The 23,920-nt window shown below is 71.3% G+C and carries 30 protein-coding genes and 1 pseudogene; 22 read left to right on the top strand and 9 right to left on the bottom strand.

Annotated features, from left to right (window positions below; all coding sequences use genetic code 11):
* The 6 genes and pseudogenes from DEP02_RS06045 to DEP02_RS06025 all read left to right on the top strand — a co-directional run.
* Nucleotides 1–283 (top strand): annotated as a pseudogene (locus DEP02_RS06045) (hypothetical protein); the annotation flags it as partial.
* Nucleotides 284–423: 140 nt separating this feature from the next.
* Nucleotides 424–1,158: an LmeA family phospholipid-binding protein gene (locus tag DEP02_RS06040; RefSeq protein WP_112466286.1), complete on the top strand. Its 735-nt coding sequence runs from the start codon at nucleotides 424–426 to the stop codon at nucleotides 1,156–1,158.
* A 226-nt stretch (nucleotides 1,159–1,384) separates the two neighbouring features.
* Complete coding sequence (locus DEP02_RS35655) at nucleotides 1,385–1,465, top strand: putative leader peptide (protein ID WP_355139345.1); 81 nt, start codon at nucleotides 1,385–1,387, stop codon at nucleotides 1,463–1,465.
* Nucleotides 1,466–1,606: 141 nt separating this feature from the next.
* Nucleotides 1,607–2,452 carry a sulfurtransferase gene (locus tag DEP02_RS06035; RefSeq protein ID WP_112466285.1) on the top strand — a complete coding sequence of 282 codons (846 nt, stop codon included), beginning with the start codon at nucleotides 1,607–1,609 and terminating at the stop codon, nucleotides 2,450–2,452.
* Between the two features lie 49 nt (nucleotides 2,453–2,501).
* Nucleotides 2,502–2,789 carry a DUF1416 domain-containing protein gene (locus DEP02_RS06030; protein WP_112466284.1) on the top strand — a complete coding sequence of 96 codons (288 nt, stop codon included), beginning with the start codon at nucleotides 2,502–2,504 and terminating at the stop codon, nucleotides 2,787–2,789.
* 100 nt (nucleotides 2,790–2,889) lie between these two features.
* A complete protein-coding gene (locus DEP02_RS06025) occupies nucleotides 2,890–3,147 on the top strand; it encodes a DUF3099 domain-containing protein (RefSeq protein WP_112466283.1) in 258 nt (85 codons plus the stop codon).
* Nucleotides 3,148–3,172: 25 nt separating this feature from the next.
* Here DEP02_RS06025 and DEP02_RS06020 read toward each other — a convergent pair whose 3' ends face one another.
* Both DEP02_RS06020 and DEP02_RS06015 read right to left on the bottom strand, forming a co-directional pair.
* Nucleotides 3,173–3,535, bottom strand: coding sequence for a DsrE family protein (locus DEP02_RS06020; RefSeq protein WP_112466282.1), 363 nt, complete (start codon nucleotides 3,533–3,535; stop codon nucleotides 3,173–3,175).
* 18 nt (nucleotides 3,536–3,553) lie between these two features.
* Nucleotides 3,554–3,955 (bottom strand): hypothetical protein, encoded by a 402-nt coding sequence (locus DEP02_RS06015; protein WP_112466281.1) that lies wholly within the window; start codon nucleotides 3,953–3,955, stop codon nucleotides 3,554–3,556.
* 177 nt (nucleotides 3,956–4,132) lie between these two features.
* Between DEP02_RS06015 and DEP02_RS06010 the strand changes: the two genes are divergently transcribed.
* The 3 genes from DEP02_RS06010 (at nucleotide 4,133) to DEP02_RS05995 (ending at nucleotide 6,049) form a co-directional block, all read left to right on the top strand.
* Nucleotides 4,133–4,975: a helix-turn-helix domain-containing protein gene (locus tag DEP02_RS06010; RefSeq protein ID WP_112466280.1), complete on the top strand. Its 843-nt coding sequence runs from the start codon at nucleotides 4,133–4,135 to the stop codon at nucleotides 4,973–4,975.
* Nucleotides 4,957–5,244, top strand: a complete 288-nt coding sequence (locus DEP02_RS06005; protein ID WP_112466279.1) for a DUF397 domain-containing protein — start codon at nucleotides 4,957–4,959, stop codon at nucleotides 5,242–5,244. The genes DEP02_RS06010 and DEP02_RS06005 overlap by 19 nt, the downstream gene beginning before the upstream one ends.
* 229 nt (nucleotides 5,245–5,473) lie before the next feature.
* A complete protein-coding gene (locus DEP02_RS05995; protein WP_112466277.1) occupies nucleotides 5,474–6,049 on the top strand; it encodes a heme-binding beta-barrel domain-containing protein in 576 nt (191 codons plus the stop codon).
* 7 nt (nucleotides 6,050–6,056) lie between these two features.
* Here DEP02_RS05995 and DEP02_RS05990 read toward each other — a convergent pair whose 3' ends face one another.
* The gene (locus tag DEP02_RS05990) at nucleotides 6,057–6,389 is read right to left on the bottom strand and encodes a DUF6247 family protein (protein ID WP_269809346.1); all 333 of its coding nucleotides are present in this window, start codon (nucleotides 6,387–6,389) and stop codon (nucleotides 6,057–6,059) included.
* Nucleotides 6,390–6,502: 113 nt separating this feature from the next.
* Between DEP02_RS05990 and DEP02_RS05985 the strand changes: the two genes are divergently transcribed.
* Both DEP02_RS05985 and ygfZ read left to right on the top strand, forming a co-directional pair.
* On the top strand, nucleotides 6,503–6,940 hold the full coding sequence (locus DEP02_RS05985) for a Fur family transcriptional regulator (protein ID WP_112466276.1): 438 nt from the start codon (nucleotides 6,503–6,505) through the stop codon (nucleotides 6,938–6,940).
* 9 nt (nucleotides 6,941–6,949) lie between these two features.
* Nucleotides 6,950–7,915: a CAF17-like 4Fe-4S cluster assembly/insertion protein YgfZ gene (gene ygfZ / locus DEP02_RS05980; RefSeq protein WP_112466275.1), complete on the top strand. Its 966-nt coding sequence runs from the start codon at nucleotides 6,950–6,952 to the stop codon at nucleotides 7,913–7,915.
* 20 nt (nucleotides 7,916–7,935) lie between these two features.
* Here the strand turns inward: ygfZ and dtd are convergent, their stop codons facing one another.
* The gene (dtd, locus tag DEP02_RS05975; RefSeq protein WP_112466298.1) at nucleotides 7,936–8,361 is read right to left on the bottom strand and encodes a D-aminoacyl-tRNA deacylase; all 426 of its coding nucleotides are present in this window, start codon (nucleotides 8,359–8,361) and stop codon (nucleotides 7,936–7,938) included.
* A gap of 199 nt (nucleotides 8,362–8,560) precedes the next feature.
* On the opposite strand from dtd, the gene DEP02_RS05970 reads away from it, so the two are divergent.
* From DEP02_RS05970 to DEP02_RS05955, 4 genes are all read left to right on the top strand, one after another.
* Nucleotides 8,561–9,214 carry an RsiG family protein gene (locus tag DEP02_RS05970; RefSeq protein WP_198668306.1) on the top strand — a complete coding sequence of 218 codons (654 nt, stop codon included), beginning with the start codon at nucleotides 8,561–8,563 and terminating at the stop codon, nucleotides 9,212–9,214.
* A gap of 90 nt (nucleotides 9,215–9,304) precedes the next feature.
* Nucleotides 9,305–10,294, top strand: a complete 990-nt coding sequence (locus DEP02_RS05965; RefSeq protein ID WP_112466274.1) for an asparaginase — start codon at nucleotides 9,305–9,307, stop codon at nucleotides 10,292–10,294.
* A 535-nt stretch (nucleotides 10,295–10,829) separates the two neighbouring features.
* Nucleotides 10,830–12,089 carry a GNAT family N-acetyltransferase gene (locus DEP02_RS05960; protein ID WP_112466273.1) on the top strand — a complete coding sequence of 420 codons (1,260 nt, stop codon included), beginning with the start codon at nucleotides 10,830–10,832 and terminating at the stop codon, nucleotides 12,087–12,089.
* Between the two features lie 398 nt (nucleotides 12,090–12,487).
* The gene (locus tag DEP02_RS05955; protein WP_269809344.1) at nucleotides 12,488–13,408 is read left to right on the top strand and encodes a winged helix-turn-helix domain-containing protein; all 921 of its coding nucleotides are present in this window, start codon (nucleotides 12,488–12,490) and stop codon (nucleotides 13,406–13,408) included.
* A gap of 13 nt (nucleotides 13,409–13,421) precedes the next feature.
* On the opposite strand, the gene DEP02_RS05950 is transcribed toward DEP02_RS05955, so the two are convergent.
* Nucleotides 13,422–13,610: a hypothetical protein gene (locus DEP02_RS05950; RefSeq protein ID WP_112466271.1), complete on the bottom strand. Its 189-nt coding sequence runs from the start codon at nucleotides 13,608–13,610 to the stop codon at nucleotides 13,422–13,424.
* 168 nt (nucleotides 13,611–13,778) lie between these two features.
* Here DEP02_RS05950 and DEP02_RS05945 point away from each other — a divergent pair, with 168 nt between their 5' ends.
* Entirely contained in the window at nucleotides 13,779–14,657 is an 879-nt protein-coding gene (locus DEP02_RS05945; RefSeq protein ID WP_112466270.1) for a winged helix-turn-helix domain-containing protein, read from the top strand.
* A 332-nt stretch (nucleotides 14,658–14,989) separates the two neighbouring features.
* Here the strand turns inward: DEP02_RS05945 and DEP02_RS05935 are convergent, their stop codons facing one another.
* Complete coding sequence (locus DEP02_RS05935) at nucleotides 14,990–15,634, bottom strand: nucleotidyltransferase family protein (protein WP_232838974.1); 645 nt, start codon at nucleotides 15,632–15,634, stop codon at nucleotides 14,990–14,992.
* Between the two features lie 71 nt (nucleotides 15,635–15,705).
* On the opposite strand from DEP02_RS05935, the gene DEP02_RS05930 reads away from it, so the two are divergent.
* From DEP02_RS05930 to DEP02_RS05915, 4 genes are all read left to right on the top strand, one after another.
* Nucleotides 15,706–16,017: a VOC family protein gene (locus tag DEP02_RS05930; protein WP_112466267.1), complete on the top strand. Its 312-nt coding sequence runs from the start codon at nucleotides 15,706–15,708 to the stop codon at nucleotides 16,015–16,017.
* Nucleotides 16,018–16,139: 122 nt separating this feature from the next.
* Nucleotides 16,140–16,685, top strand: coding sequence for a helix-turn-helix domain-containing protein (locus tag DEP02_RS05925; RefSeq protein WP_112466266.1), 546 nt, complete (start codon nucleotides 16,140–16,142; stop codon nucleotides 16,683–16,685).
* Between the two features lie 106 nt (nucleotides 16,686–16,791).
* A complete protein-coding gene (locus DEP02_RS05920) occupies nucleotides 16,792–17,529 on the top strand; it encodes a prolipoprotein diacylglyceryl transferase (protein ID WP_112466265.1) in 738 nt (245 codons plus the stop codon).
* 147 nt (nucleotides 17,530–17,676) lie between these two features.
* Complete coding sequence (locus DEP02_RS05915; RefSeq protein ID WP_198668309.1) at nucleotides 17,677–18,021, top strand: DUF2516 family protein; 345 nt, start codon at nucleotides 17,677–17,679, stop codon at nucleotides 18,019–18,021.
* Nucleotides 18,022–18,041: 20 nt separating this feature from the next.
* On the opposite strand, the gene DEP02_RS05910 is transcribed toward DEP02_RS05915, so the two are convergent.
* The 3 genes from DEP02_RS05910 to DEP02_RS05900 all read right to left on the bottom strand — a co-directional run bounded on the left by DEP02_RS05910 (nucleotide 18,042) and on the right by DEP02_RS05900 (nucleotide 21,719).
* Entirely contained in the window at nucleotides 18,042–19,370 is a 1,329-nt protein-coding gene (locus tag DEP02_RS05910; RefSeq protein ID WP_112466263.1) for a PP2C family protein-serine/threonine phosphatase, read from the bottom strand.
* Nucleotides 19,371–19,649: 279 nt separating this feature from the next.
* Nucleotides 19,650–20,780, bottom strand: a complete 1,131-nt coding sequence (locus DEP02_RS05905; RefSeq protein WP_198668305.1) for a C40 family peptidase — start codon at nucleotides 20,778–20,780, stop codon at nucleotides 19,650–19,652.
* 111 nt (nucleotides 20,781–20,891) lie between these two features.
* Nucleotides 20,892–21,719, bottom strand: a complete 828-nt coding sequence (locus DEP02_RS05900) for a class I SAM-dependent methyltransferase (protein WP_112466261.1) — start codon at nucleotides 21,717–21,719, stop codon at nucleotides 20,892–20,894.
* 282 nt (nucleotides 21,720–22,001) lie between these two features.
* On the opposite strand from DEP02_RS05900, the gene mshA reads away from it, so the two are divergent.
* Both mshA and DEP02_RS05890 read left to right on the top strand, forming a co-directional pair.
* Complete coding sequence (gene mshA / locus DEP02_RS05895; RefSeq protein ID WP_198668304.1) at nucleotides 22,002–23,390, top strand: D-inositol-3-phosphate glycosyltransferase; 1,389 nt, start codon at nucleotides 22,002–22,004, stop codon at nucleotides 23,388–23,390.
* Nucleotides 23,371–23,889: a type III secretion system chaperone family protein gene (locus DEP02_RS05890; protein ID WP_112466259.1), complete on the top strand. Its 519-nt coding sequence runs from the start codon at nucleotides 23,371–23,373 to the stop codon at nucleotides 23,887–23,889. Before mshA ends, DEP02_RS05890 begins: the two co-directional genes overlap by 20 nt.
* Nucleotides 23,890–23,920: the final 31 nt, after the last annotated feature.

Genomic DNA, 23,920 nt, shown 5'->3' with positions numbered 1-23,920 from the left:
CGCGGTGGCCGTCCCGGCGCGTGCGCTGCCGCTGCCCGCCGCGGCCTCCGTCGTCGTCTCGCTGCTCGCCGCGGCGGGCGCGGGCATCGCGGTCGGCGGCATGACGGGCCTGGGCGCGAAGGGCGCGCTGCTCGGCGCGGGCGCGGCGGTGTGCGCGCTGATCGGCCACCGGGTGGCCGGCTACGACTACCCGTCGCGCTTCGTGCACTTCACGGCCGGCGTCGCCCTGCCGCTCGCGGCGGCGGCACCGGCGGTGTGGGTACTGGGGCGGGGGCTGGGGTAGCCGTACCTCCTGTCGTCACAGGTGATCAATAGGTGATCAACAGGTGCTCGACAGGATCCCGGGCGGGCCGTTCCGGGGCGTTAGGCTCCCGCAGACGGCCGCCCGGTCGTCGGTACACGCCGAGCTGGGGGGAGCATCGCATGCGCGCGCTGCGCATACTTCTGATCGCCGTCGTGATCCTGGGCGTGCTGTTCGTGGTGGTCGACCGGGTCGCGGTGCACTTCGCGGAGGAGCAGGCGGCCGACAGGCTCAGGACGACCGAGAACCTGGCGAGCGCCCCCGACGTGTCCGTCAAGGGCTTCCCCTTCCTGACCCAGCTGGCGAGCGGTGAGCTCGACGGCGTCGAGGTCGGCATCAAGAACTACGAGGCGGCCACCGGCAACGGCGCCCAGAAGATCCGCATCGACGACATCAAGGTGGACATGAAGGGCGTACGGATCTCCGGCGACCACCGCTCGGCCACCGCCTCCGCCGCCACCGGCACCGCGACCATCGCCTACGACGAGCTGCTGAAGGCCGCCAAGCCCGAGCCCACGCCGGTCGGCTTCGGCGTGACCGCCCAGGTGGTCGGCCTGTCCGACGGCGGCAACGGCAAGATCAAGGTCGACGTCGCGGCGACCCTGCTCGGTGTGAAGCTGCCCAGGATCTCGGTGCTCAGCTCGGTCATGGTGAAGGACAACAAGGTCCGGTTGGAGGCCGACACGCTGCCCAGGTTCGGCGGCGTGCGGCTCGTCGAGAACCGGATCCGGCCGGTCACCGACCTCCAGCAGGCGATCGACCGGCTGCCCGGCGAGGTCCGGCTGGACTCGGTGCGGGCGGCGAAGGACGGCGTCGAGATCACGATGAAGGGTTCGAACGTCAGGCTCGCCGGGTAGGCCGGGTAGGCCGGGTAGGACGACAGCCGGCGGACGAAAGGGTGTCCGACTGGCGAGACGCCGTAGTCCGCCCCGCAGATGTGCTGCGGAGCGAGGGCGGACGCGGGTGCGCGGAAGCCGTACGAAGGCGACTCGATCATCCTCCTGTCCCGCATTACGGACGATATTGTCTCAATACTCGACACGCCGGTGACACAACCGCCCATCCCTCCCTACGATCGATCCCATGCAGCGACAGGCGGATCTCACGAAGCGGCGGGCAGTGGACCTGTGCCGCGTGGCCGCCATGCTCTGTCGCACTTCCTGAGCGGGAGCTTTCTCCCGTACTCGCCGGCCCCGTACGTGACCCGGGGCCATCCGTGCGCCGTGTACACCGGCACCGCACCGCGTATCGGCGCGCCCCCGCACTTCGCACGCCCCGCCGCACCTGCCCCGGAGGAGATTGAGCATGAGCCGCAGCGACGTACTGGTCGACGCCGACTGGCTTCAGGAGCACCTGGACGACCCGAGCATCGCCATCGTCGAGGTCGACGAGGACACGTCCGCGTACGACAAGAACCACATCAAGAACGCCATCCGGATCGACTGGACGAAGGACCTCCAGGACCCGGTCCGCCGTGACTTCGTCGACCAGGAGGGCTTCGAGAAGCTCCTGTCGGAGAAGGGCATCTCCAACGACCACACGGTGATCCTCTACGGCGGCAACAACAACTGGTTCGCCGCGTACGCGTACTGGTACTTCAAGCTGTACGGCCACGAGAACGTCAAGCTCCTCGACGGTGGCCGCAAGAAGTGGGAACTGGACGCCCGCGAACTGGTCGACGGCACGGACGTGCCGGAGCGTGCGAAGACCGAGTACAAGGCCAAGCCGCAGGACACCTCCATCCGCGCCTTCCGCGACGAGGTCGTGGAGGCGATCGGCAAGCTGAACATCGTCGACGTCCGCTCGCCCGACGAGTTCTCCGGCAAGCTGCTCGCCCCGGCCCACCTGCCGCAGGAGCAGTCGCAGCGCCCCGGCCACGTGCCGACCTCCCGGAACATCCCGTGGTCCAAGAACGCCAAGGACGACGGCACCTTCAAGTCGGACGAGGAGCTCAAGGCCCTCTACGAGGCGGAGGAGATCGACCTGTCGAAGGACACCATCGCCCTGTGCCGCATCGGTGAGCGCTCGGCGCTGAGCTGGTTCGTCCTGCACGAGCTGCTCGGGGTCCCGAACGTCAAGAACTACGACGGCTCCTGGACCGAGTACGGCTCCCTGGTGGGCGTGCCGATCGAGCTGGGTCCCGGCAAGTAAGCAAGACGGTTCAGACCGTTTCGACCTCATCGAACCTCTGGAGTAGCACATGTGTGGAGCGAAGGCCGGCGGCCCGGACGCCTCGACGATCAGGCCGGGTGAGACGACGATCCAGGGTCAGGTGACCCGCGACGGCGAGCCGGTGACGGGCTACGTCCGCCTGCTGGACGCGACCGGCGAGTTCACCGCGGAGGTCCCCACCTCCGCCACGGGCCAGTTCCGTTTCTACGCGGCCGAGGGCACCTGGACCGTCCGCGCCCTCGTCCCCGGCACCACCGCCGACCGCACGGTCGTCGCCCAGCAGGGCGGCCTCGCGGAGGTGGCGATCGCGGTCTGACCACGCCGCATGCCAGAAGGGCCGCGTCCCCCGGGTTGGACACCTGGGACGCGGCCCTTCGGCATGCCACGGGACGGTGGTGCGGATCTACCCTGGAAGTATGTACGCACGGCGGCGTCACGTGTACTTCGCCATGATGGGCACCTGTATCGGACTGTTCGTCCTGGCCTGGGGTGTCGTGCGGATCTGGTCGGTTCCGGCGGCGGTGGGCATGTGCCTGTTCGCCATGGTGATCCCGCCGGTCGCCGCGATGGTCGCCAACCGGCGCGGGCCCGAGGACCGCTGGTGGGACGACCCGTCCGGCGACAAGCAGTCCGACGAGTGGTGGGACGAGCTGGACGGCAAGAAACGCCACTGAGCCCGCCGGGGGCCTCACCGGTGTCTCAGTAGACGAGCGCCTGCGTCTCGTCGCCCAGCGCCTCCTGGACGAAGACCTGCGCACCCGCGATCCGTACGCCCTTGATGACGTCCTCCTCCGTGATCTCGCGGCGGGCCGCGCACTGCGTGCACAGCGTGACGCGCCCGGCCGCCAGGATCGAGTCGATCAGGTCGGGCAGCGGAGCGGCGTGCGGCAGTTCGAACTCGGCGGCCCGGCCCGGCAGCGCGAACCACGAGGCCTCCCCGGTCAGCCACAGCGAGACGTCGACCCCACTGGCCACGGCCACCGCCGCCACCGTGAACGCCTGCGAGCACCGCTCGGGGGCGTCCGCCCCCGCCGTCACCTTGATCACGAGCTTCTTCGCCATGCTGGAAGCGTAACCGCCTCACGTGCGGTGCTCCTGCCGCCGGTGCTGCCGCAGCAGGACGTTCGCGTCCGTCTCCGCGCTGCGGTCGTACGCGGCTCGCGCGGCCTCGCGCCCCGCGTCCAGCTCTGCGCAGACCTCACAGCCGCGTACCGGCATCGGCGGGCGGCTCAAGTCCTCGGGGCCGGGCGCGCTCGCACCGGCCGACCGGGTGCGGTCATTGGCCACCCGCACTCCTGCGCTCAGCCGCTCCTCGGGCGTCGCGGGCCGCAGCGCCGCCGGGTCGGCCTGCCACTCCCGGCCGCCGCCGATGGGTCGGAGCATCGCGTACGGACCGGACCGGTCCAGGTACTCGCCGACCTTGCGGGTGGCCGGGTCGTGGACGAGGGTGCCCGGGGCGAGCGGGGTGGACTCCGTGGTCATCGATGCCGTTCCTTTCGCGAACGCCTGCGCGCAGAGCGAGCATCGCACTACGCTGCGTGTTCAGGTGTTATGAGGATGGCCCGTGTGCGGGGCCGAAACGTCGCTTGCGGGCTGCCCTTCGGCGGCTCACGTCGTTACTTCCACACCTTCGACAGCCACTTTCCGAGGGGGAGCGCGATGCCGCCGAGACGGGTGATCACGGGACGGAGCCAGGAGCCCCGGCGGCGGTTCGCCGAGGAGGTGCGGGCCCTTCGCCTGGCTCGCGGTGAGAGCCTGCGTGATCTGGGCAAAGCGCTCGGGTGGGACCCGTCGCTGTTCGGGAAGCTGGAGACCGGCGCGACCCTGGGCAGCCCGGAGGTCGCGGAGGCGCTCGACCAGCACTACGGGACGCCGGGACTGCTGCTGACGCTGTGGGAACTGGCGGTGGGAGACCCCTCGCAGTTCAAGGAGCAGTACCGGCGGTACATGCTGCTGGAGGCGGAGGCGGTGAGCCTGTGGCACTACGGGGTGAGCATCTTGCCAGGCGTGCTTCAGACGGACGGTTACGCTCGTGAGGTTCTCGCATTGGGTGGCGCCAAGGGCAAGGAGTTGGACCAACAGGTCGAAGCGCGCACCGGGAGGCGGAAGCTGCTGGAAGGGGCTGACGCGCCACCGTTCCGTGCCCTCCTCGCAGAGGCGGTGTTGCGTACGCCGCTTTGCGACGTGGCAGCGTGGCGGCAGCAACTGGAGTACTTGCGGGACGCGTCGGAGCGCCCGAACATCACGCTTCAGGTGCTGCCGCAGGGCGCCGGTCTGTACGGACTGGTGAGCACCGCCGTGATGTTCCTGCGCCTGCTGGACGGCAAGACGGTGGCCTACACGGAGAACGCCCACCGCGGCGAACTGATCGAGGAAAACGCATCGGTTGAGCGACTGCAACGTGCGTACGATGCGATGCGAGACGTGGCTCTGAACCCGGCCGAGTCGCGCAAGTTCGTCCTGCGGATGTTGGAGGAAGTGCCGTGCGAGCGATCGACCTGAGCACCGCGACGTGGCGCAAGAGCTCTTACAGCAATCCGGATGGTGGCGAGTGCATTGAGGTCTCCGACGACTTCCTGAACGCCGCCGCCTGGCGCAAGAGCAGCTACAGCAACACGGACGGCGGCAACTGCATCGAGGTCGCCGACAACCTCCCCGCCGTGATTCCCGTCCGCGACAGCAAGGCCCCCGCCCGTGCTGCCCTCCTCTTCGAGGCACCCGCCTGGGCCTCCTTCGTCGGCGCGGTGAGGAGCGGGTCCCTGCCGGGCTGACCCCCGGGCAGCGCACCTCACGGAGAGGGCCGTACCCCGGCCGACTAAGCTGGGGTCCGGCCCTGTGTACGTACGTACCGCACCGCGCTCGACAAGGAGCACCCCGTGACGATCTTCTTCGAAGCCCTGCTGGTCCTGGTCTGCGTCGGCGTTCTCGCCTTCGCCTACCTGACCGTGAAGAAGCTGTACCAGGGCCAGCGCTGACCACGACACCCAGGAACCGCCGCTCATGATCGAGATCCCGTCCGACCTCCACAAGGACCTGGTCCCCCTCGCCTTCCTGCTCGGCGACTGGGCCGGCGCCGGCGTGCACGACTTCCCCGGTGCCGAGAAGTGCAACTTCGGCCAGGAGATCACCTTCACCCACGACGGCCGGGACTTCCTGGAGTACCACTCCCGCACCTGGGTGCTGGACAAGGACGGCAACAAGGTCAGGCCGCTGGAGTCCGAGTCCGGCTTCTGGCGGATCGACGCCGGCCGCAAGGTCGAGGTCACGATGGTCCGCGACGACGGGGTCATCGAGATCTGGTACGGCGAGCTGGCGCACGGCAAGCCGCAGGTCGACCTGGTGACGGACGCGGTCGCCCGCACCGCCGCCTCCCGCCCCTACACCGGCGGCAAGCGGCTGTACGGCTACGTCAAGAGCGACCTGATGTGGGTCGGCGAGAAGCAGACCCCCGAGGTCGAGCTGCGCCCCTACATGTCCGCCCACCTGAAGAAGGTCGTCACCCCCGAACAGGTCGAGCGCTGGGCCAAGGCCCTCCCCGACGACCTGCCGGACGACGGGATCGCGTTCTTCAAGTAGGCCGGGTTCACAAGCCGGCCTCCGCCTCGGCCTCGGAGTGGATTTCCCGGATCTCGGCGATGGCGTCCGTCGGGTCGTCCTCACCTGCGCTGACCACTTCTTCCAGATGGCGCAGGCGGGCGGCACGGGACGGGTGACGCTGGATCGCGACGAACGCGCCCCAGGTGTGGACGAAGGTGCGCAGAGGTGCGAGGGACTGAGTCTGCTGGGCGTCGGCCGTCGCCTCGACGAGATCCTGCACGAACGCGGGCACACGGCTCGGAGTCAGTCTCTCGACCGCGGTACGGAGCGCCTCCGGACGGGACTCCGGATGCCGTGCCCTGAGCGGCGTGCGATGCAGAGGCGGACTCAGTGCGTACGCTCCCTGGGATACCGAGAGCGGTCCGCTCGCCGACGCTGAGTGGTGTATGGACGGCCGGACCGTGACTCGCACCTCGGCCTAGACTTGGCGACGTGGTGAGCACCGACTGGAAGAGCGATCTCAGGCAGCGCGGCTACCGGCTGACGCCGCAGCGGCAACTCGTGCTCGAAGCCGTGGACACCCTGGAGCACGCGACCCCCGACGAGATTCTCGGCGAGGTGCGGAAGACCGCGTCGGGGGTCAACATCTCCACCGTCTACCGGACCCTGGAGCTGCTGGAGGAGCTGGGGCTGGTCAGCCACGCCCATCTGGGGCACGGCGCGCCCACCTATCACCTCGCCGACCGCCACCATCACCTGCACCTGGTCTGCCGGGACTGCGAGCGCGTCATCGAGGCCGACGTGGAGGTGGCGGAGGACTTCACGGCCAAGCTGCGGCAGCAGTTCGGCTTCGACACCGACCTGAAGCACTTCGCCATCTTCGGCCGCTGCGAGGACTGTTCCGCGGGGAGCTCACCCACCGCGTCGTAGGCTTGCCGTATGAAGAGCCCTCTGCTGTCCCTGCCCGGCGCCGTTGCCGCCGAGGGTGTGGACGAAGGCGTCGCCGCACACTACGGCGACCTGTTCCGTGAGCAGCGCGCCCTCGCGGACGGCACCGGATTCGTCGACCTCTCGCACCGCGGTGTCGTCACCGTCTCCGGCGAGGACCGGCTCAGCTGGCTGCACCTGCTGCTCACCCAGCACGTCAGCGAGCTGCCCGCCGGCCAGGCCACCGAGGCGCTGATCCTGTCCGCGCACGGCCATATCGAGCACGCGCTCTACCTGGTCGACGACGGTGAGACGGTCTGGGCGCACGTGGAGCCCGGCACCCAGGAGGCGCTGATCGCGTACCTGGAGTCGATGAAGTTCTTCTACCGGGCCGAGGTCGCCGACCGCACCGGCGACTTCGCCGTCGTGCACCTGCCGGCCGGTTCCATCGCGGAGGTCCCCGCGGGGGTCGTCGTACGGGAGACCGCGTACGGCCGTGACCTGTTCCTGCCGCGTGCGGACCTGGAGTCGTACACCCGGGCGGCCGGTCCGCCGGCCGGGATCCTCGCCCACGAGGCGCTGCGCGTCGAGCAGCACCGCCCCCGGCTCGGCTTCGAGACCGACCACCGCACCATCCCGCACGAGCTGGGTCTGATCGGTACGGCCGTCCATCTGCAGAAGGGCTGCTACCGCGGCCAGGAGACCGTGGCCCGGGTGCAGAACCTGGGCAAGCCGCCGCGCCGCCTGGTCTTCCTGCACCTCGACGGCAGTGAGGTCCACCTGCCGGCGCACGGCACGGAGATCCGCCTCGCCGACCAGGGTCCGGACGGCCGCAGCATCGGTTTCGTGACCACGTCCGTACGGCACTTCGAACTCGGCCCGGTCGCACTCGCCCTGGTCAAGCGGAACGTCCCGGTGGACGCGCGGCTGATGGCGGGGGACACGGCGGCGGCACAGGAGGTCGTCGTGGAGCCGTAGGGGCCCATGGGCCCCGCGGCTCACACCTCCAGCAGGACGGTGAACGGGCCGTCGTTCGTCAGCGACACCCGCATTCGCGCGCCGAACCGGCCCGTCACCACCGTCGCGCCCAGCGAGCGCAGTTGGGCGACCACCTCGTTGACCAGCGGCTCGGCCACCTCGCCGGGGGCGGCCGCGTTCCAGGTGGGGCGGCGGCCCTTGCGGGCGTCGCCGTACAGCGTGAACTGGCTGATGACCAGCAGCGGGGCACCGGTGTCGCTGCACGACTTCTCGTCGTGGAGCATGCGGATCGACCAGAGCTTGCGGGCGAGCTGGGCCGCCTTCTCCTTGGTGTCCTCATGGGTGACCCCGACGAGGACGCACAGCCCCTCGCCCTCGATCGCTCCCACCGTCTTGTCTTCCACGACGACGCTCGCGCCGTCCACCCTCTGCACCACTGCACGCATGCCGACCATCATGCCCGTGAGCCGTCCGGGTGCCTGGGGGTGCCTCTGCCCGAAGAGCTCGGGGGAGAGTTCATATCGTGTTTCTTTCTGCCTCGTAACCCCCCATCCGGGGCCGATCGGAAGCACTCGGTCACACGATGGCGACTCAGAGTGGCACGATGCTTCCCGTACGCGCCGGTCGAGGGGACGGTTGAGGGGCATGAGCACATCGAGTACCGAGCGGCAGCCCGGGGCGGCCTCGCCGATCCACGAGGGCGTTCCGGAGGCCCACCGGCCGCCCGTGCAGCGCACCGACAGCCCGGCGCTGCCCGTGGAGCGGTCGGAGCCCGGCATGGCCCCGGAGCCGGGTCTGACCCTGTTGAGCCTGCCCGAGCTGCGCGCCCTGCGCCGACAGGCGCAGCGGGACGAGGCCGACCTGAGTTACGTACGGCGGCTGCTGCAGGGGCGGATCGACATCCTGCGCGCGGAACTGGCCCGGCGCGGGCCGGAGTCCGTCCTGGACGCCGGGCAGGCGCCCGCGCCCGAGCAGGCGTCCGTCGTCGAGCGGCTCGCGGAGATCCTGAGGGACGCGCCCGCGCGGCAGCGCTCCTCGGCCCGGCACGTGACGCTCGGCACACCGCACGGGGAGGAGTACCGGCAGCTGGCCGCGCAGATGCTCGCCGAGGTCGAGCTGTCGGACCTGGGCGCCCGTACGGACCTGGAGCTGGGCGCGGCGATGGGGCGGCTCGTGCGGTACGAGCAGCAGGTGTCCGGGCAGCGGCAGGAGCTGCAGCGCACGGCCGACGACTGCAGCGCGGAGATCGCCCGCAGGTACCGTGAGGGGGAAGCACAGGTGGACGACCTGCTCGTCTGACGCGACGGCCGCGGAGATCCCGGGCCGACGCGGGCGGACAGTCCCCGGTGCTTCAGGTTCCCAGCCCGTCGTCCCGGAAGGCCACCGCCGATGTCCGTGTCGCCGCTGTCCGCGTCGTCAACGTCCGTCGTACCCCCCGTCACACCCCCCGTCCTGGCGGAGGTGGTCCGCTCGGGGTTCGTGGAAGGGCGGCACCGGGGCAGCCTGGTGCTGCTGGGCGCGGACGGTTCGGTGGAGCTCGCGCTGGGGGATGTGACCGCGCCGGTCTTCCCGCGCTCGTCCAACAAGCCGATGCAGGCGGCGGGTGTGCTGCACGTCGGCCTGGAACTGGACGGTGAGCGTCTCGCCCTCGCGGCGGCGAGCCACTCCGGGGAAACGTTTCACCGGGATCTGGTCCGCAAGATGCTCGACGAGCACGGGCTGACCCCGGCGCGGCTCCAGTGCCCGCCGGACCTGCCGCTGGACCCGGAGGAGAAGGAGACCTACCTGGCGGCCGGGGCGGTGCGCGACCGGGTGGTGATGAACTGCTCCGGCAAGCACACCGCGATGCTGGCGGCGTGCGCACTGCGGGGCTGGCCGCTGGAGTCGTACCTCGACCCGGACCACCCGCTGCAGCGGCGGATCCACCGGGTGGTGGAGGAGACGGCGGGTGAGCCGGTGGCGGCGGTCGGCACGGACGGCTGCGGCGCGCCGCTGGCGGCGATCAGTCTCACGGGCCTGGCCCGCGCCTACCGGGCCTTCGTCCTGGCCGCACCCGGCACCCCCGAACGCCGCGTCGCGGACGCCATGCGCGCCCACCCCGAGTACGTCGCCGGCACCCGCCGCTCCGACACCTGGCTGATGCGCGAACTCCCCGGCACCCTCTCCAAGATGGGCGCGGAGGCCGTTCAGGCCGTCGGCCTCCCGGACGGCCGGGCCCTGGCCTTCAAGATCGACGACGGCGCCACGCGAGCCCTGGGCCCGGTCCTGGCCCGCGCGCTGACCCTGATGGGGCTGAACGCCCCGGTCCTCGAACGTATCGGCCACGCCCCGCTGCTGGGCGGCGGCCAGGAGGTGGGGGAGATCCGGGCGGCTTTCTGAGCACGGTTGCGGTGCGGCCCGTCCGGGGGTCCCTCCTGCTCGAAGAGCTTGGGGGGACTTGAGGACGGGGCCGTCCAGGCCGGTGCGGGGATCCGGTGGCGGAGCTCCTGGTGGAGGCGAGGGGCGCAGACCTGGCGAGACCGCAGGGGCGGAGCCCCGGGGCCGGGAGTCCGGGGCCGGGAGTCCGGGGCCGGGAGTCCGGGGCCGGGAGTCCGGGGCCGGGAGTCCGGGGCCGGGAGTCCAGGGCCGGGAGTCCAGGGCCGGCGGGCTGGGGGCGGCGGGCTGGGGGCGGGAGCCTCCAGTGATGTGCAGGGGCGGTGCTCCAGCGGGGTGCAGAGCCTGGGGCGGAGCCTTCGGCGGGGTGCGTGGGGCGGAGCCCCGACGGGGTCGCAGGGGCGGAGCCCCGACGGGGTCACAGGGACGGGACTCCCGGTGGGGTTGAAGAGGCGGAGCTCCTGGGGGATGGGGCGGGCAAGAGCGGCGGGGCGGAAAAATCCCCGCGACATCCCGCACCCCCTCCCCCTACCGTCGGCCCATGACTTCTGCCCGCCCTCACATCGACGTACGCCCCATCAGCGAGGACGAGATCCCGGACTGGGCCCGTGCCCTGAACACCGGCTTCCTGCGCGGCCCCAGGGCCACCGACGCCGAGATCGCCGACCGCGGGTCGTACATCGTCCCGTCCCGCACCCTCGGTGCCTTCGACGCCGACCGGTGCGTGGCGACGTTCCGGTCCTTCGAGCAGGAGCTCACCGCCGTCGGCGGGGCGACCGTCCCCGCCGACGCGATATCCAACGTCACCGTCACCGCCACCCACCGCCGCCGATCCCTGCTGACCCGCATGATGGCCCAGGACCTCGCCGCCGCGAAGGACCGCGGTGACGTCGTCGCGACCCTGATCGCCGCCGAGTACCCGATCTACGGCCGCTACGGCTTCGGCCCCGCCACCTGGGCGACCGAGTGGACGATCGACGTGCCCCGGGCCGGCCTCGATCCGCGCCGGGCGGGTCCGGAGGACGGCGGCCGTGTCGACCTCGTGGACAGTGAGGACGTACGCAAGCTCGGCCCCGAGCTGCACGAGCGGTTGCGCCGCGCCCAGCCCGGCGCGATCGACCGCTCCGAGCGCTGGTGGCAGGTCACCACCGGCGCCCTGCGCCTGGACCACCGCCCGTGGACCGAGCCCTTCCACGCCGTGTACCGCGCCGCGGACGGCACGGTCGAGGGCCTGGCGGCGTACGTGTGCGACGACACCTGGTCGGACGCCAAGCAGCCGCTGTGCACGGCCACGGTGAAGGACCTCGTCGCGGTGACCCCGGCCGCCGAACGCGCCCTGTGGTTCCACCTGTGTTCGGCCGACTGGGTCGTGAGGGTCAAGACCGGTTGGCGGGCACCCGACGACCTGCTCCCCCTCCTTCTGCCCGACCCGCGCGCCGCCACGATCACCACGCAGGCGGACTGGCTGTGGGTGCGGATCCTGGACGTCGTACGGGCCCTGGAGACGCGGACGTACGAGGGGACGGGGACGCTGGTGCTGGAGGTCGTCGACCGGGCCGGAATGACCGGTGGACGATGGCGGATGGAGGCCTCACCCGCCGGGGCGTCCTGTACGCCGACGACCGAGAGCGCCGATCTGACGCTGGATGTCGCGGAGTTGGCGACCCTGTGGCTCGGCGACGAGTCCGCGGTGCGGCTCGCGGCGCTCGGCCGGGTCCAGGAAGAACGAGCGGGCGCCGCCCGAGTGGCCGACGCCCTGCTGCGTACGTCCAGGCGGCCTTGGTGCCCGGACATGTTCTGAGTGCTCCTTCCCGGCGGTGACGGTTGACGGGGATCATGCATCCGTAGCATGGCTGTTGAGTTGTGGCTGTGCGTGACGGTCTTCGGTTGTGGCTGTGCGAACGCGTATGGAGTTGTGACTGTGCGCCGTCTGTTCAGTTGTGACTGTGCGGTGCGGTGCGGTGCGGTGCGGTGCCGGTGGTGTCGACTGCCGCTCCCGTTGGCTCGCCCACCGACCGAGCTCCCGGCTCCCCTCCGGAAGAGAGCACGGTCCGGTGTTCCCCAACCGTCACCCTGGCGGCCAACACTTGGAAAGTTTGACCATGTCGCTCAAGTTGGCTACCAACTTCACTCCTCTTATCTCCACTTGGGCGCGGCTCATAACCACCTTTCTTCGAACTGCCGTAAGATGGCGAGAAGTTGTACTGTTCGGCCGTGGACCCGGAATATGCCTCCGCCCCTGGGCAGGAAAGGCCGCAGCGGCCACGGAGATCACCCCGCGAGGTGGCCGATGAACTGCGCCGCCGGATCACGGCCGGTGTGCTGCGGCCGGGACAGCGCATGCCCACCCAGGCCAAGCTGGCCGTCGAGTTCGGTGTCGAGCGCGGAACCGTACGCCAGGCGCTGCGCATCCTGCAGTCGGAGTGCCTGCTCACCAACGTGTCCAAGGGCAGCCCGGCGACCGTCGTGCCCGACCCGCGGCAGACCCTGACCGGCCCCGCCGCCCCGCCGCTGCCCACCACGGTCGCCCTCGCCCCCCGTGTCACCGCCGCCTTCGACGCCTCCCACGCGCGGATCGACGCCCTGTGTCTGACCGCGGTCTCGCTCACCATGGCCATCGGCGAACCGTTGCGGCAGATCCACGCCGGGCGACTGAAACCGGCCAAGGTCGACGTCCGCGTCCTGCTGCCCGGCCGGGACGTCGAACTCGCCTTCCCCGCGCCGGTGGACGAGGTCTCCGCCACCGGCCGACTGCACCGGCGCCGGCTCGCCCAGCGCAACGCCCAGGGGCAGGTGCTCAGGCACAACCTGCTGGCCCTGCGCGCCACCCACGGCATCGACGTCCGCGTGACCTTCCGCGCGCTGCCCTTCACCCCGCCGGTCAAGCTGTACCTGCTCAACGACACGGAGGCGCTGTTCGCGTACTACACGATCGCGCGCCGTGAGCAGGAGGTCGACCACGAACCCCTGGAGGTGTACGACACCGAGGGCACCCAGTCGATGCTGTTCGCCTTCGGACAGGGCACCGACCCGCGCGAGACGACGTTCGTCGAGCAGTCCCGCCTGTGGTTCAACGCACTGTGGCAGACGATCGGTTCGGAGCTCACGCTCACGGACTGACGTCTCGCACGGGTCACAGGGCGGGCCCCGTGAGCAGCACCGCCAGCACCACGGCCCCCACCGAACTGATGGTGGGGTTCTTGGCCTTGATGCCGACGGTGAGCAGCAGCAGGCCGACGATGCCCACGGTGCCGTACCTCCACTGCACGAACTGATCCAGGGCGGCGACGAAGATGGCTGACAGAAGAGCGAGAGCGGGCACGGTTCCCCCTTCGGACGGTTGCGGGCCGGTGCGAGGACGAGCCGGGAGGCAAGTCCTCCGCCAACTCAACCAAGTTGGTAACCAACTATGCTGTAGTTGTCCCCACTTGGCAGCTATCTATAAACAAGTTCCAAGCAACTCCCCTTAGATGGATCAAAGTTGTAGCGTTTGGTTGTGACCCAGGAGAGCGTGGCCGTGAATGGCAGCAGAAGAAGCTCACCCCAGGAGATCGCCGACACCCTGCGGGAGCGGATCCGCACCGGTGTGCTCCAGCCGGGCGACCGCCTGCCCACCCAGGCCGAACTCGCCGAGGAGTTCGGGGTGGAGCGCGGCGCCGTGCGCCAGGCGCTGCGGGTGCTCCAGGAGGACGGCCTGCTCAGCAACGTCACCAAGGGCAGCCCGCCGCGGATCGCCGCCCCCGGCGCCGCCCGCGTGGAGCCCCAGCCGACCATGGTCGGCCTCGCGCCGCGGCTCGTGGAGGCCTTCTCCGCCCGGCGGGTGCGGATCGACGTGGCCTGTCTGACCGCCGAGACCCTGGTGATCGCCCTGAGCGAGCCCGTACGCCTGATCCACGAGGGCCGGCTGCGCCCCGAGGCGATCGACGTGCGCATCCTGCTGCCGTCCCGGGACATCGCCCTGGCCTTCCCGGTGTCGGTGGACGGGCCGGACGGGGACGACCCGGTCCACCGGCGCTGGCTCGCCCAGCGCAACGCCCAGGGGCAGGTGCTCAGGCACAACCTGCTGGCCCTGCGCGCCACCCACGGCATCGACGTCCGCGTGACCTTCCGCGCGCTGCCCTTCACCCCGCCGGTCAAGCTGTACCTGCTCAACGACGCGGAGGCGCTGATGGCGTACTACACGATCGCGCGCCGCGAGGAGCGGGCGGACGACGCGACCCTGGACATGTACGACGTCCTGGGCGCGGAGTCCCTGCTGTTCTCGTTCGACAAGCACGGCGGGCAGCGGGACGCGGCGTTCGTGGAGGAGTCCCAGAAGTGGTTCGACGCCCTCTGGGAAACCATCACCACGGACATGACACTCTCCTGATGCAGGGGCTCCTCGGCTCGAGCGAACGAGTCCGACGCTCTCCGTACCAGTCGGGGCGTGGCCTGCCCGATGGTCCGTGAACGCGAAGGAGCTGCGCGAACTGCCCGAGGACCCGCTGTCCTTAGGCCGTCTGGACCTCGGACCCACCACCGACGACCGCGCCGCCGACGGCCATGCCGGGCAGAGCTACCACATCGGGCGGCTGCGGATCACCGAGCACCCGGCCGCCCCGGAACCGGGGACCCGACTCGCTCACGGTCCATGGCCGACCCGGCCGTCATGGGCGGAGGGGTGCCGACGCCGGGTGCTTGGGCCAACGCGATCCGAGTACGTCACCTCGGCCACGGCAGCACGGTGAGCTCCGGCCACTCTTCCTTCCACCGCGTCGCCTTGGTCTCGTACACCTCGCGCGGGGCGAGCCGCGGGTTGGGGCGGACGACGAGGTCGAACACGTCGGAGAGACCGTGGGGCGCGTAGACACGCCACCCTCCGCCGGGCTCCAGCCGGACACCCAGGCAGCAGGTGGTCGCGGCGAAGCAGTCGATCGCGGCCTCGGTGGACTCGTGCGGCGGACAGGGCACCCCGAACTTCCGCTCGTACCACAGGTGGACCCGGGCCTCATTGCGGATCTCCACGTCGGCCGGCAGCCCGGCGAACGCCTTCCGTCCCGCCCTGATCACGGCGTCCTCGGCCTCCCAGGAGAGGTCGGTGTCGTCGAAGTAGAAGACGTCGTAGTCCTTGATGCCGTTGGTGGGAGGCCTGCCGGTGACCACGTTCCACACGGTCTGGAACAGGCAGCCCGCCGTCACGTACCAGCCGGGCAGCCGCAATGCCGCCGTCCTGGCCAGCACGTCGGTCAGGACCTCGTTCCGGGAGAGCACGGAGCGCAGGACACCGAGTTGCTCGGTGACAGGGAGCCGGCCAGGTGCCCACCGCGCACGGATGTGACCGTCGACACGTTCCACAAGTTCGTCCACGGCGCACACTCTGTCAGAGGCTGCTTCCAGAGTGTGCAGCCCGGAAGCCCACTGACCGCCCCGGAGGTGTCATGCCCCTGCAGATGAAGCTGAGCGCGGTAACGCTCGACCCGAAGTCGAACGCGGACTTCGTCGGCCTCAGCCGTGAGGGCGGGCCCTTGATCGGCTTTCAACGGGTCGAGGGCCATCGGGCTCCGAGCCGGCCCGACCAGACCGTTCCCCAGCAGCTCCACCTCTGTTTCAAGGTCGAGGAAAGCCTGGACGAGGCCGAGGCCCGGCTGCTGGAGCTGGGCGCGGGCAAGCCGGAGCACCAGCCGCACGAGAACCGGTGGCGGGTCCTCACCGATCCGGCTGGGCGTCCCTTCCGCATCGTCGGAGGCTGATCGAGGAGCGGGAGCCCGAGAGGGCTTCGAACCGTCCGTCTCGGACAGTCGGGCGGACACGTGGCGCACTCTTGCAAGCAAGTTGCTTGCATTTGTTAGCGGGGGTGGTGCAAGGTGGAGGCATGGCATCGCTCAACGTCGGCAATCTCGGTGAGTACCTGCGCGAGCAGCGGCGCAACGCGCAGCTGTCGCTGCGGCAGCTCGCCGATGCCGCCGGGGTGTCCAATCCGTACCTGAGCCAGATCGAGCGCGGGCTGCGCAAGCCGAGCGCGGAGGTGCTGCAGCAGGTCGCCAAGGCGCTGCGGATCTCCGCCGAGACGCTGTACGTGCGGGCCGGCATCCTCGACGCCGAGCGGGACCGGGACGACGTGGAGACGCGCGCCGTCATCCTCGCCGACCCCTCGCTGAACGAGCGGCAGAAACAGGTGCTGCTCCAGGTCTACGAGTCCTTCCGCAAGGAGAACGGGTTCGGGACCGCGAAGACGGACGGCGACACCGGCGACACCGGTGGCACCACCGGGCACGGTGACCGCACGGCCGACGGCGGCAGTGGCGGCAGCGGCGGAAACATACGCACCGGCACCGACCCGGAAACGGCCCCCGCCGAGCGACGCCGTACCCGTACGTCCGGCGGCGATGACGCCGATCCGCGGCAGCCGGCCGACTGATCCGGCGAGCCCACGACCGCACGGTCCGGCAGGGCCGGGCAGCCGGCCCCTCTGGCCGCGGCGACCCAGAACCCTCAGCCACAAGCAATCCGGGAGGACCAGCACCATGGCCATCACCGACGACCTGCGCAAGACCCTCAGCGACCCCAAGCCGCTCTACTTCGCCGCGGGCACCGCGGACCTGGCCCTGCAGCAGGCCAAGAAGGTGCCCGCCCTGATGGAGCAGCTGCGCGCCGAGGCCCCGGCCCGTATCGACGCGGTGCGCAACACCGACCCGAAGGCCGTCCAGGAGCGGGCCGCCGCCCGAGCCAAGGAGGCCGGCGCCCGGGTCAGGGAGACGCAGGAGAACCTCCAGGTCAAGGTCACCGAGCTCCTGAACTCCTTCGACTCCGACCTGAAGAAAATCAGCACCAACCTCGACGCCGACCTGAAGAAGCTCGGCGAGAGCGCCCAGGACCTCGCCCTGCGCGGTGTCGGCGTCGCCGCCGAGTACGCCGTGAAGGCCCGCGAGACCTACGAGAAGGTCGCCGAGCACGGCGAGCAGACCGTGCGGACCTGGCGCGGCCAGGCCGCCGAGAGCATCGAGGACGTCGCCGTGGAGGTCGAGGAGCTCGCCGTCGCCGTCGAGCCCAAGACCGAGCCCAAGACCGAGCGCAAGGCCGAGGCGGCCGAGGCCAGGACCGAGCCCGTCGAGGCCAAGGCCGAGGCGGCCGAGACCAACGGGGGAAAGCCCGCCGTGGCCCTGGTCGAGTCCGACGCCGACAAGAAGGTCTCCGCCAAGAAGGCCCCGAACGGCCGCAGGACCTCGCCCGCCGGGAAGAAGACCACCCCGCCCGCCAAGTAGGCGGCACGGCGGCACCGGGCAGGCAGCGGAAGCGGTATGCCTCACCCGTACGGGCGATAGGTATCCGGGCCGGGCACCCTTGGGGTGTCCGGCCCGTTCTACGGGTACGGTGGCCTAGGAATCGGGAGAGAACGGGCGGTGGGCGACATGTTGATGATGGGCTTCGCAGGGCTGTTGGGGATCTTGAAGATCCTGCTCATGGGCCTGGCCGCGTTCGGGCTGTTCGACGCGGCGTTCCGGCGCGAGGACGCCTTCCGGGCGGCCGACAAGCAGAACAAGGTGTTCTGGCTGATCATCCTCGCCCTGGCGCTCCTCGTGAGCTACCTGTTCTCGATCTTCTCGTTCCTGCCGATCATCGGCGTGATCGCGAGCATCGTCTACATCGTGGACGTACGCCCCGCGCTCAGGCAGGTCGGCGGCGGCAGCAGCGGGTGGGGCCGCCGCGGCAGCAGCAGCGACGGGCCGTACGGGCCCTACAACGGCGGGCGGTGAGCCGGCGGGGGCCGCGAAAGCTACGGCTCCCGGTCCAGCAGGACCACCGCCACGTCGTCGGTGAGCTCGCCGCCGTTGAGCTCGCGCACCTCGTTCACCGCTTCCCGCAGCAGGTCCTCGCCGCGCAGTCCCTGGGCGATCTGTCGGCGGACCAGCTCCACCATGCCGTCCTGGCCGAGCCGTTCGCCGCCCTCGCCGATCCGGCCCTCGATCAGGCCGTCGGTGTAGAGCATCAGGCTCCACTGGGCTCCCAGCTCCACCTGCATCCGGGGCCAGCGGGCGCCGGACAGCAGACCGAGGGCGGGGCCGTTGTTGTCGTGCGGCAGCAGCTCGGCAGGCCGGCCCGGGGTCATCACCAGCGGTGACGGGTGGCCGGCCAGGCACAGGCCGGCCCGGCGCCCGTCGGGCGCGATGTCCACCGTGCACAGCGTGGCGAAGATCTCCTCGTCGGAGCGCTCGTGCTCCAGCACCTGCTGCAGCGTGCTCAGCAACTCGTCCCCGCACAGTCCCGCCAGCGTCAGCGCCCGCCAGGCGATGCGCAGCTCCACGCCGAGCGCCGCCTCGTCGGGACCGTGCCCGCAGACGTCGCCGATCATGGCGTGCACGGTGCCGTCGGGGGTGCGCACGGCGTCGTAGAAGTCGCCGCCGAGCAGCGCGCGCGAGCGGCCGGGGCGGTAGCGGGAGGCGAAGCGCAGCGTGGAGCCGTCCAGCAGCGGGGTCGGCAGCAGGCCCCGTTCCAGGCGGCGGTTCTCCTGTGCGATCAGCTTGCCCTCGGCGAGCCGGCGTTCGGCGGTGTCGGAGCGCTTGCGCTCCACCGCGTACCGGATCGCGCGGCTCAGCAGCCGTCCGTCCAGCTCGTCGCGGAGGAGGTAGTCCTGGGCGCCCACCCGCACCGCCTGGGCGCCGCGCTCGGCGTCGCCGGAGGAGGTCAGCGCGAGGACGGCGTGCCGGGGCGCGAGCTCGAGCACCTGCTTGAGCACGGTGAGCTCGTCGCCGGCGCCGGCGGACCGGCCGGGCGCGGGCAGTGCGAGGTCCAGCAGGATGCAGTGGACGTCGTCGGTGAGCAGCCGCGCGGCCTCGGTGAGGTTGCGGGCCGTGCGGATCCGGACCGGCTTGCCGGAGGAGTCGAACAGTTCGGGCACGATCGGCGAGCCGCCGGGGTCGTCCTCGATCAGCAGCAGCGTGAGAGGGCTGCTGAGGGCGGGGGCGGTGTCACGGTCGCCCTTCTCGACCGTCGCCTCCGGGCGCGGGGCCCGTGCTGCTGGGGGGCCGCCGCCGTGGGACGCGGTCTGCGCCTGACCACGGTCCGCGGCCGGGAGCGCTCTCTGCCGCGGTACGGGCACGGGCATCGTCCTGGGTTCCTTCCCTCCCCCCGAGGGTGGTGGACACGAGGGACCTCGCCCCACCGACGGGGACCATAGCGGTAGTCGGCACCCCAGTGGAATGGTGTGAGGCACGTCGCTCGGCGTCAGGCCGCTGTCATATGCCGCGATACCTGCCGGAGTTGGACAGGCCGGCAGCGGAAGTGGAATGACAAAGGTCACGCACCGCCCGGGTGCGGCCGCGAACCGGCGTGCGATGAGTCACGTGGTCGGGGTCACCGGCCCCGGGCGCCCCACGACAGGCGCTCAGTCCGAATCCGGCCGTACGACGCCCAGGATCGGCATCGATCCCGCCCCCGCGAGCGTCACCGTCCGCCCCGGCCGCGGAGCGTGGACGATCGTGCCGTCGCCGACGTACAACGCCACATGGCTGGCGTCGCCGTTGTAGATGATCAGGTCGCCGGGCCGCATGTCCCTGATGTCCACGCGCTCGAGCCGCTTCCACTGCTCCTGCGAGGTGCGCGGGACGCGATGGCCGGCCGCCGCCCAGGCCTGCGAGGTGAGCCCGGAGCAGTCGTACGACCTCGGGCCCTCGGCGCCCCACTCGTAGGGCTTGCCGAGCTGGGCCGTGGCGAACTCGACCGCCTTCTTGCCGGCCTCGGAGGCCCTGCCGTCGACCTCCTCGAGGATTCCGGTGTCCAGCCAGGCCGTCTGCGCCCGGTCGGCGGCCTCCTGCTCCAGCTGGGCGAGGCGCTCGCGCTGCCGCTTCTCCAGCGTGGCCTCGAGCCGCTCGGCCTCCTTGATGCGCTGCTCGATCCGCTTCTTGGCCTTGGCCTTGGCCCTGCGGTTCGCCTCCAGCTGCCGCAGATGGGCGGCGGCGTCCTCCGCGTACTGCTTCAAGTCCTGCTGGGTGCGGGCCGTTTCCTCGATCAGGGCCTTGGTGGCCCGCTCGCCCTGCAGGACCCGTCCGGCTCCGTCGAGGAAGATCTGCGGGTCGCCGCTGAGCATCAGCTGGGCCTCGGGCGGCAGGCCGCCCAGGCGGTACTGGGCGCGGGCCGCGGCACCGGCGCGGTCCTTCAGTTCATCCAGTTTCCGCTGTTTTGCGGCGATGTCCCGGGTCAGCTCGGCGATCTCGGCGGACTGCCTCTCCGCCTTCTCCTCGGCCGAGTTGTAGGCGTCGGTGGCGACGGCCACGTCGTGGTAGAGCTGGTCCAGCTTGGTGCGGACCGCCTCCAGGTCCCTGTCCGGCGGGAGCGTGGCCGACGGGGAGGCGGAGGGGGAGGCCGAGGTCGACGGGGAGGCGGACGGCGCCGGTGCCGGATCGGGCAGCGCGCTCGCGAACGCCGTGCCCGGTGCGCCCAGCAGGGTGATCGCGCAGACCACGGTCACGGCTGCCGCGAGCACAGTGCGCCTGCCCCGTTCCACATCCGCCCCCATGTGATTAACCGTCAGTAACTTACGGTGTCCGGGGGATCCTGCCACGCTTTGGCGCGGAACGACAGAGGCAGGCCCCTCCCGCGACGATCTCCCGCCTGTGCGACGAACGGCTCACAGAGATCGTTCCCTCGGCGTCCGGACGGAGGGTCCGGGCCGGCCGCGTGGCGCCAACGCCTCCCACCTCACCGTCACTTCGCCCTGCCGCCACCTCGCCGGCCCGTCGGTCACCGGCCAGTCGGCGGTCAGGGACCGTACCGCGCGGATCCAGCGCTGGCGGGCGCCGTAGGAGGCGTAGGGCGCGGCGGTTGTCCAGGCGCGGTCGAAGTCGCGCAGGAAGGCGTGCACCGGCTCGCCGGGGACATTGCGGTGGATGAGCGCCTTCGGGAGGCGTTCGGCGAGGTCGGAGGGGCGGTGCAGGGAGCCGAGACGGGTGGCGAAGGTGACCGTGCGGGGGCCCTCCGGGCCGAGCGCCACCCACACGTGCCGGCGCCCGATCTCGTCACAGGTGCCCTCGACGAGCAGGCCTCCGCGCGAGTGCCCGTCCGCCGGGGCGAGCCGCGCGCACAGCCGCTCCCAGACGGCGGCGACCTCGGTCTCGTCGTACTGCCGCAGCACGTTCGCCGCGCGGATGAGGTGCGGGCGCTGCGGGACCGGCACCTCGAAGCCGCCGTGCCGGAAGACCAGACCGTCGCGCTCGTACGGCTTCGCGGCCGTGACCCGGGCCGGTTCGATCTCCACGCCCACCACGCGCGCGCGTGGCGCCGCGGTGCGCAGGCGGTGCAGCAGCTCGACCGCCGTCCAGGGGGCGGCGCCGTAGCCGAGGTCGACGGCCACCGGATCGGCGGCCCGCCGCAGCTCGGCGCCGTGCGCGGCCGCGATCCAGCGGTCCATACGGCGGAGCCGGTTGGGGTTGGTCGTCCCGCGCGTCACCGTTCCCACGACGGGGGTCGCCCCGCCCGAGCGAAGCCGGGAGTGGGGGAGGGTCGCTGCGCGGGATGTCATGCATATGAGGGTATGGGGGCGCGGGGCGCCGGCCGCCCGGACGTAACGCACCCCACACGTGCGTGTGCCACACCCCGGATGTCGAACGACTGAGCGACTTCCGGTAATGATTCGGCAAAGAACCCGGCAGCGGAAATGGGGCCGCCCCCTCCGGCGTTGCCCCTTGCGGGGCGCTCGGCGCGCTCCGTCCGGCCTGCCCGCAGCGAGGAGGAACGCCACGTGAGCCAGTACATCAGCAGGCTCGGGCGTCGTTCCCCGGCGGCTGCCGCCCGGCTGCGGCTGCACCGCCGGCCACGCCGCGTGGCCATGCTCTCCGTGCACACCTCACCGCTGCACCAGCCCGGCACGGGCGACGCCGGCGGCATGAACGTCTACATCGTGGAGCTCGCCCAGCGCCTGGCCGCCCAGGGCGTCGAGGTGGAGATCTTCACCCGGGCCACCGCGGGAGGCCTGCCGCCCGCCGTCGAACTCGCCCCCGGCGTCCTGGTCCGGCACGTCGACGCCGGCCCCTACGAGGGCCTGGCCAAGGAGGACCTGCCCGCCCAGCTGTGCGCCTTCACCCACGGCGTGATGCAGGCCTGGGCCGGCCACCGCCCCGGCTACTACGACCTCGTCCACTCCCACTACTGGCTCTCCGGTCACGTCGGCTGGCTCGCCGCCCAGCGCTGGGGCGTCCCCCTGGTGCACGCCATGCACACCATGGCCAAGGTCAAGAACGCCAACCTGGCCAACGGCGACGCCCCCGAGCCCGCCGCCCGCGTCATCGGCGAGACCCAGATCGTCGACGCCGCCGACCGGCTGATCGCCAACACCGACGAGGAGGCCGGCGAGCTCGTACGGCACTACGGCGCCGACCCCGCCAAGGTCGCCGTCGTGCACCCCGGCGTGAACCTCACCCGCTTCCGCCCCTTCCCCAAGGGCTCCGGCAAGCTCCGTCCAGGGGAGGCCCCGACCGGCCGTGCCGCCGCCCGCGCCCGCCTCGGCCTGCCGCAGGACGCCCTGATTCCGCTCTTCGCCGGCCGAATCCAGCCGCTGAAGGCCCCCGACGTGCTGCTGAGAGCCGTAGGGATCCTGCTGGAGGAGCGGCCCGAGCTGCGCTCCCGCATCGTCGTGCCCGTCGTCGGCGGCCCGAGCGGCAGCGGCCTCGCCAAGCCGGAGGGCCTGCAGAAGCTCGCGGCCCGGCTCGGCATCGCCGACGTCGTACGGTTCCACCCACCCGTCAGGCAGGACCAGCTCGCCGACTGGTTCCGGGCCGCGTCCGTGCTGGTCATGCCCTCCTACAGCGAGTCCTTCGGCCTGGTCGCGATAGAGGCGCAGGCGGCCGGCACCCCGGTGCTCGCCGCCGCGGTCGGCGGACTGCCGGTCGCCGTGCGCGACGGCGAGACCGGATTCCTGGTCCGGGGCCACGACCCGGCCGCCTACGCGCGCGTGCTGCACGCCTTCGCCGACGAGCCGCACCTCGCCGACCGGATGGGCACCGCCGCCGCCCGGCACGCGCGTTCCTTCGGCTGGGACGCCTCGGCGGCGGCCACCGCCGACGTGTACGCGGCCGCCCTGCAGTCCCACCGGCGTCGCGTACGCTCCCCCCATGGGCAACGCCAAGGGTGAGGCAGAGCAGCAGCGCGCGGCACAGGTCGTCGAGGATGTCCTGAAGGACACCGAACTGGACTGGGAGAGCCCCCGGTCCGGCACCTACGTGGTGAAACTCCCCGGCACCCGCAAACTCTCCACCACCCTGCAGATGATCGTCGGCCGCCACTCCCTCTCCCTCAACGCCTTCGTCATCCGCCACCCCGACGAGAACGAGTCCGGCGTCCACCGCTGGCTGCTGGAGCGCAACCTCAAGCTGTACGGCGTGAGTTACGCCGTCGACCAGCTCGGCGACGTCTACGTCACCGGCCGGCTGCCGCTGGCCGCCGTCACCGCCGACGAGGTCGACCGCCTCCTCGGCCAGGTCCTGGAAGCCGCCGACGGCAGCTTCAACACCCTGCTGGAACTCGGCTTCGCCTCCGCCATCCGCCGGGAGTACGCCTGGCGCGTCTCGCGCGGGGAGCCGACACACAACCTCGAGGCGTTCACCCACCTGACCCAGCGCCCGGCCGACTGAGCCCGGGCCCGTACCGCGTCACCTGCGACCC

Origin of the sequence: Streptomyces triticisoli (assembly GCF_003270085.1) — a bacterium.
In the GTDB taxonomy this organism is placed as follows: Bacteria; Actinomycetota; Actinomycetes; order Streptomycetales; family Streptomycetaceae; genus Streptomyces; species Streptomyces triticisoli.
The sequence above is the reverse complement of the archived record's forward strand: the minus strand, read 5'-3'. Positions and strand labels throughout refer to the sequence as shown.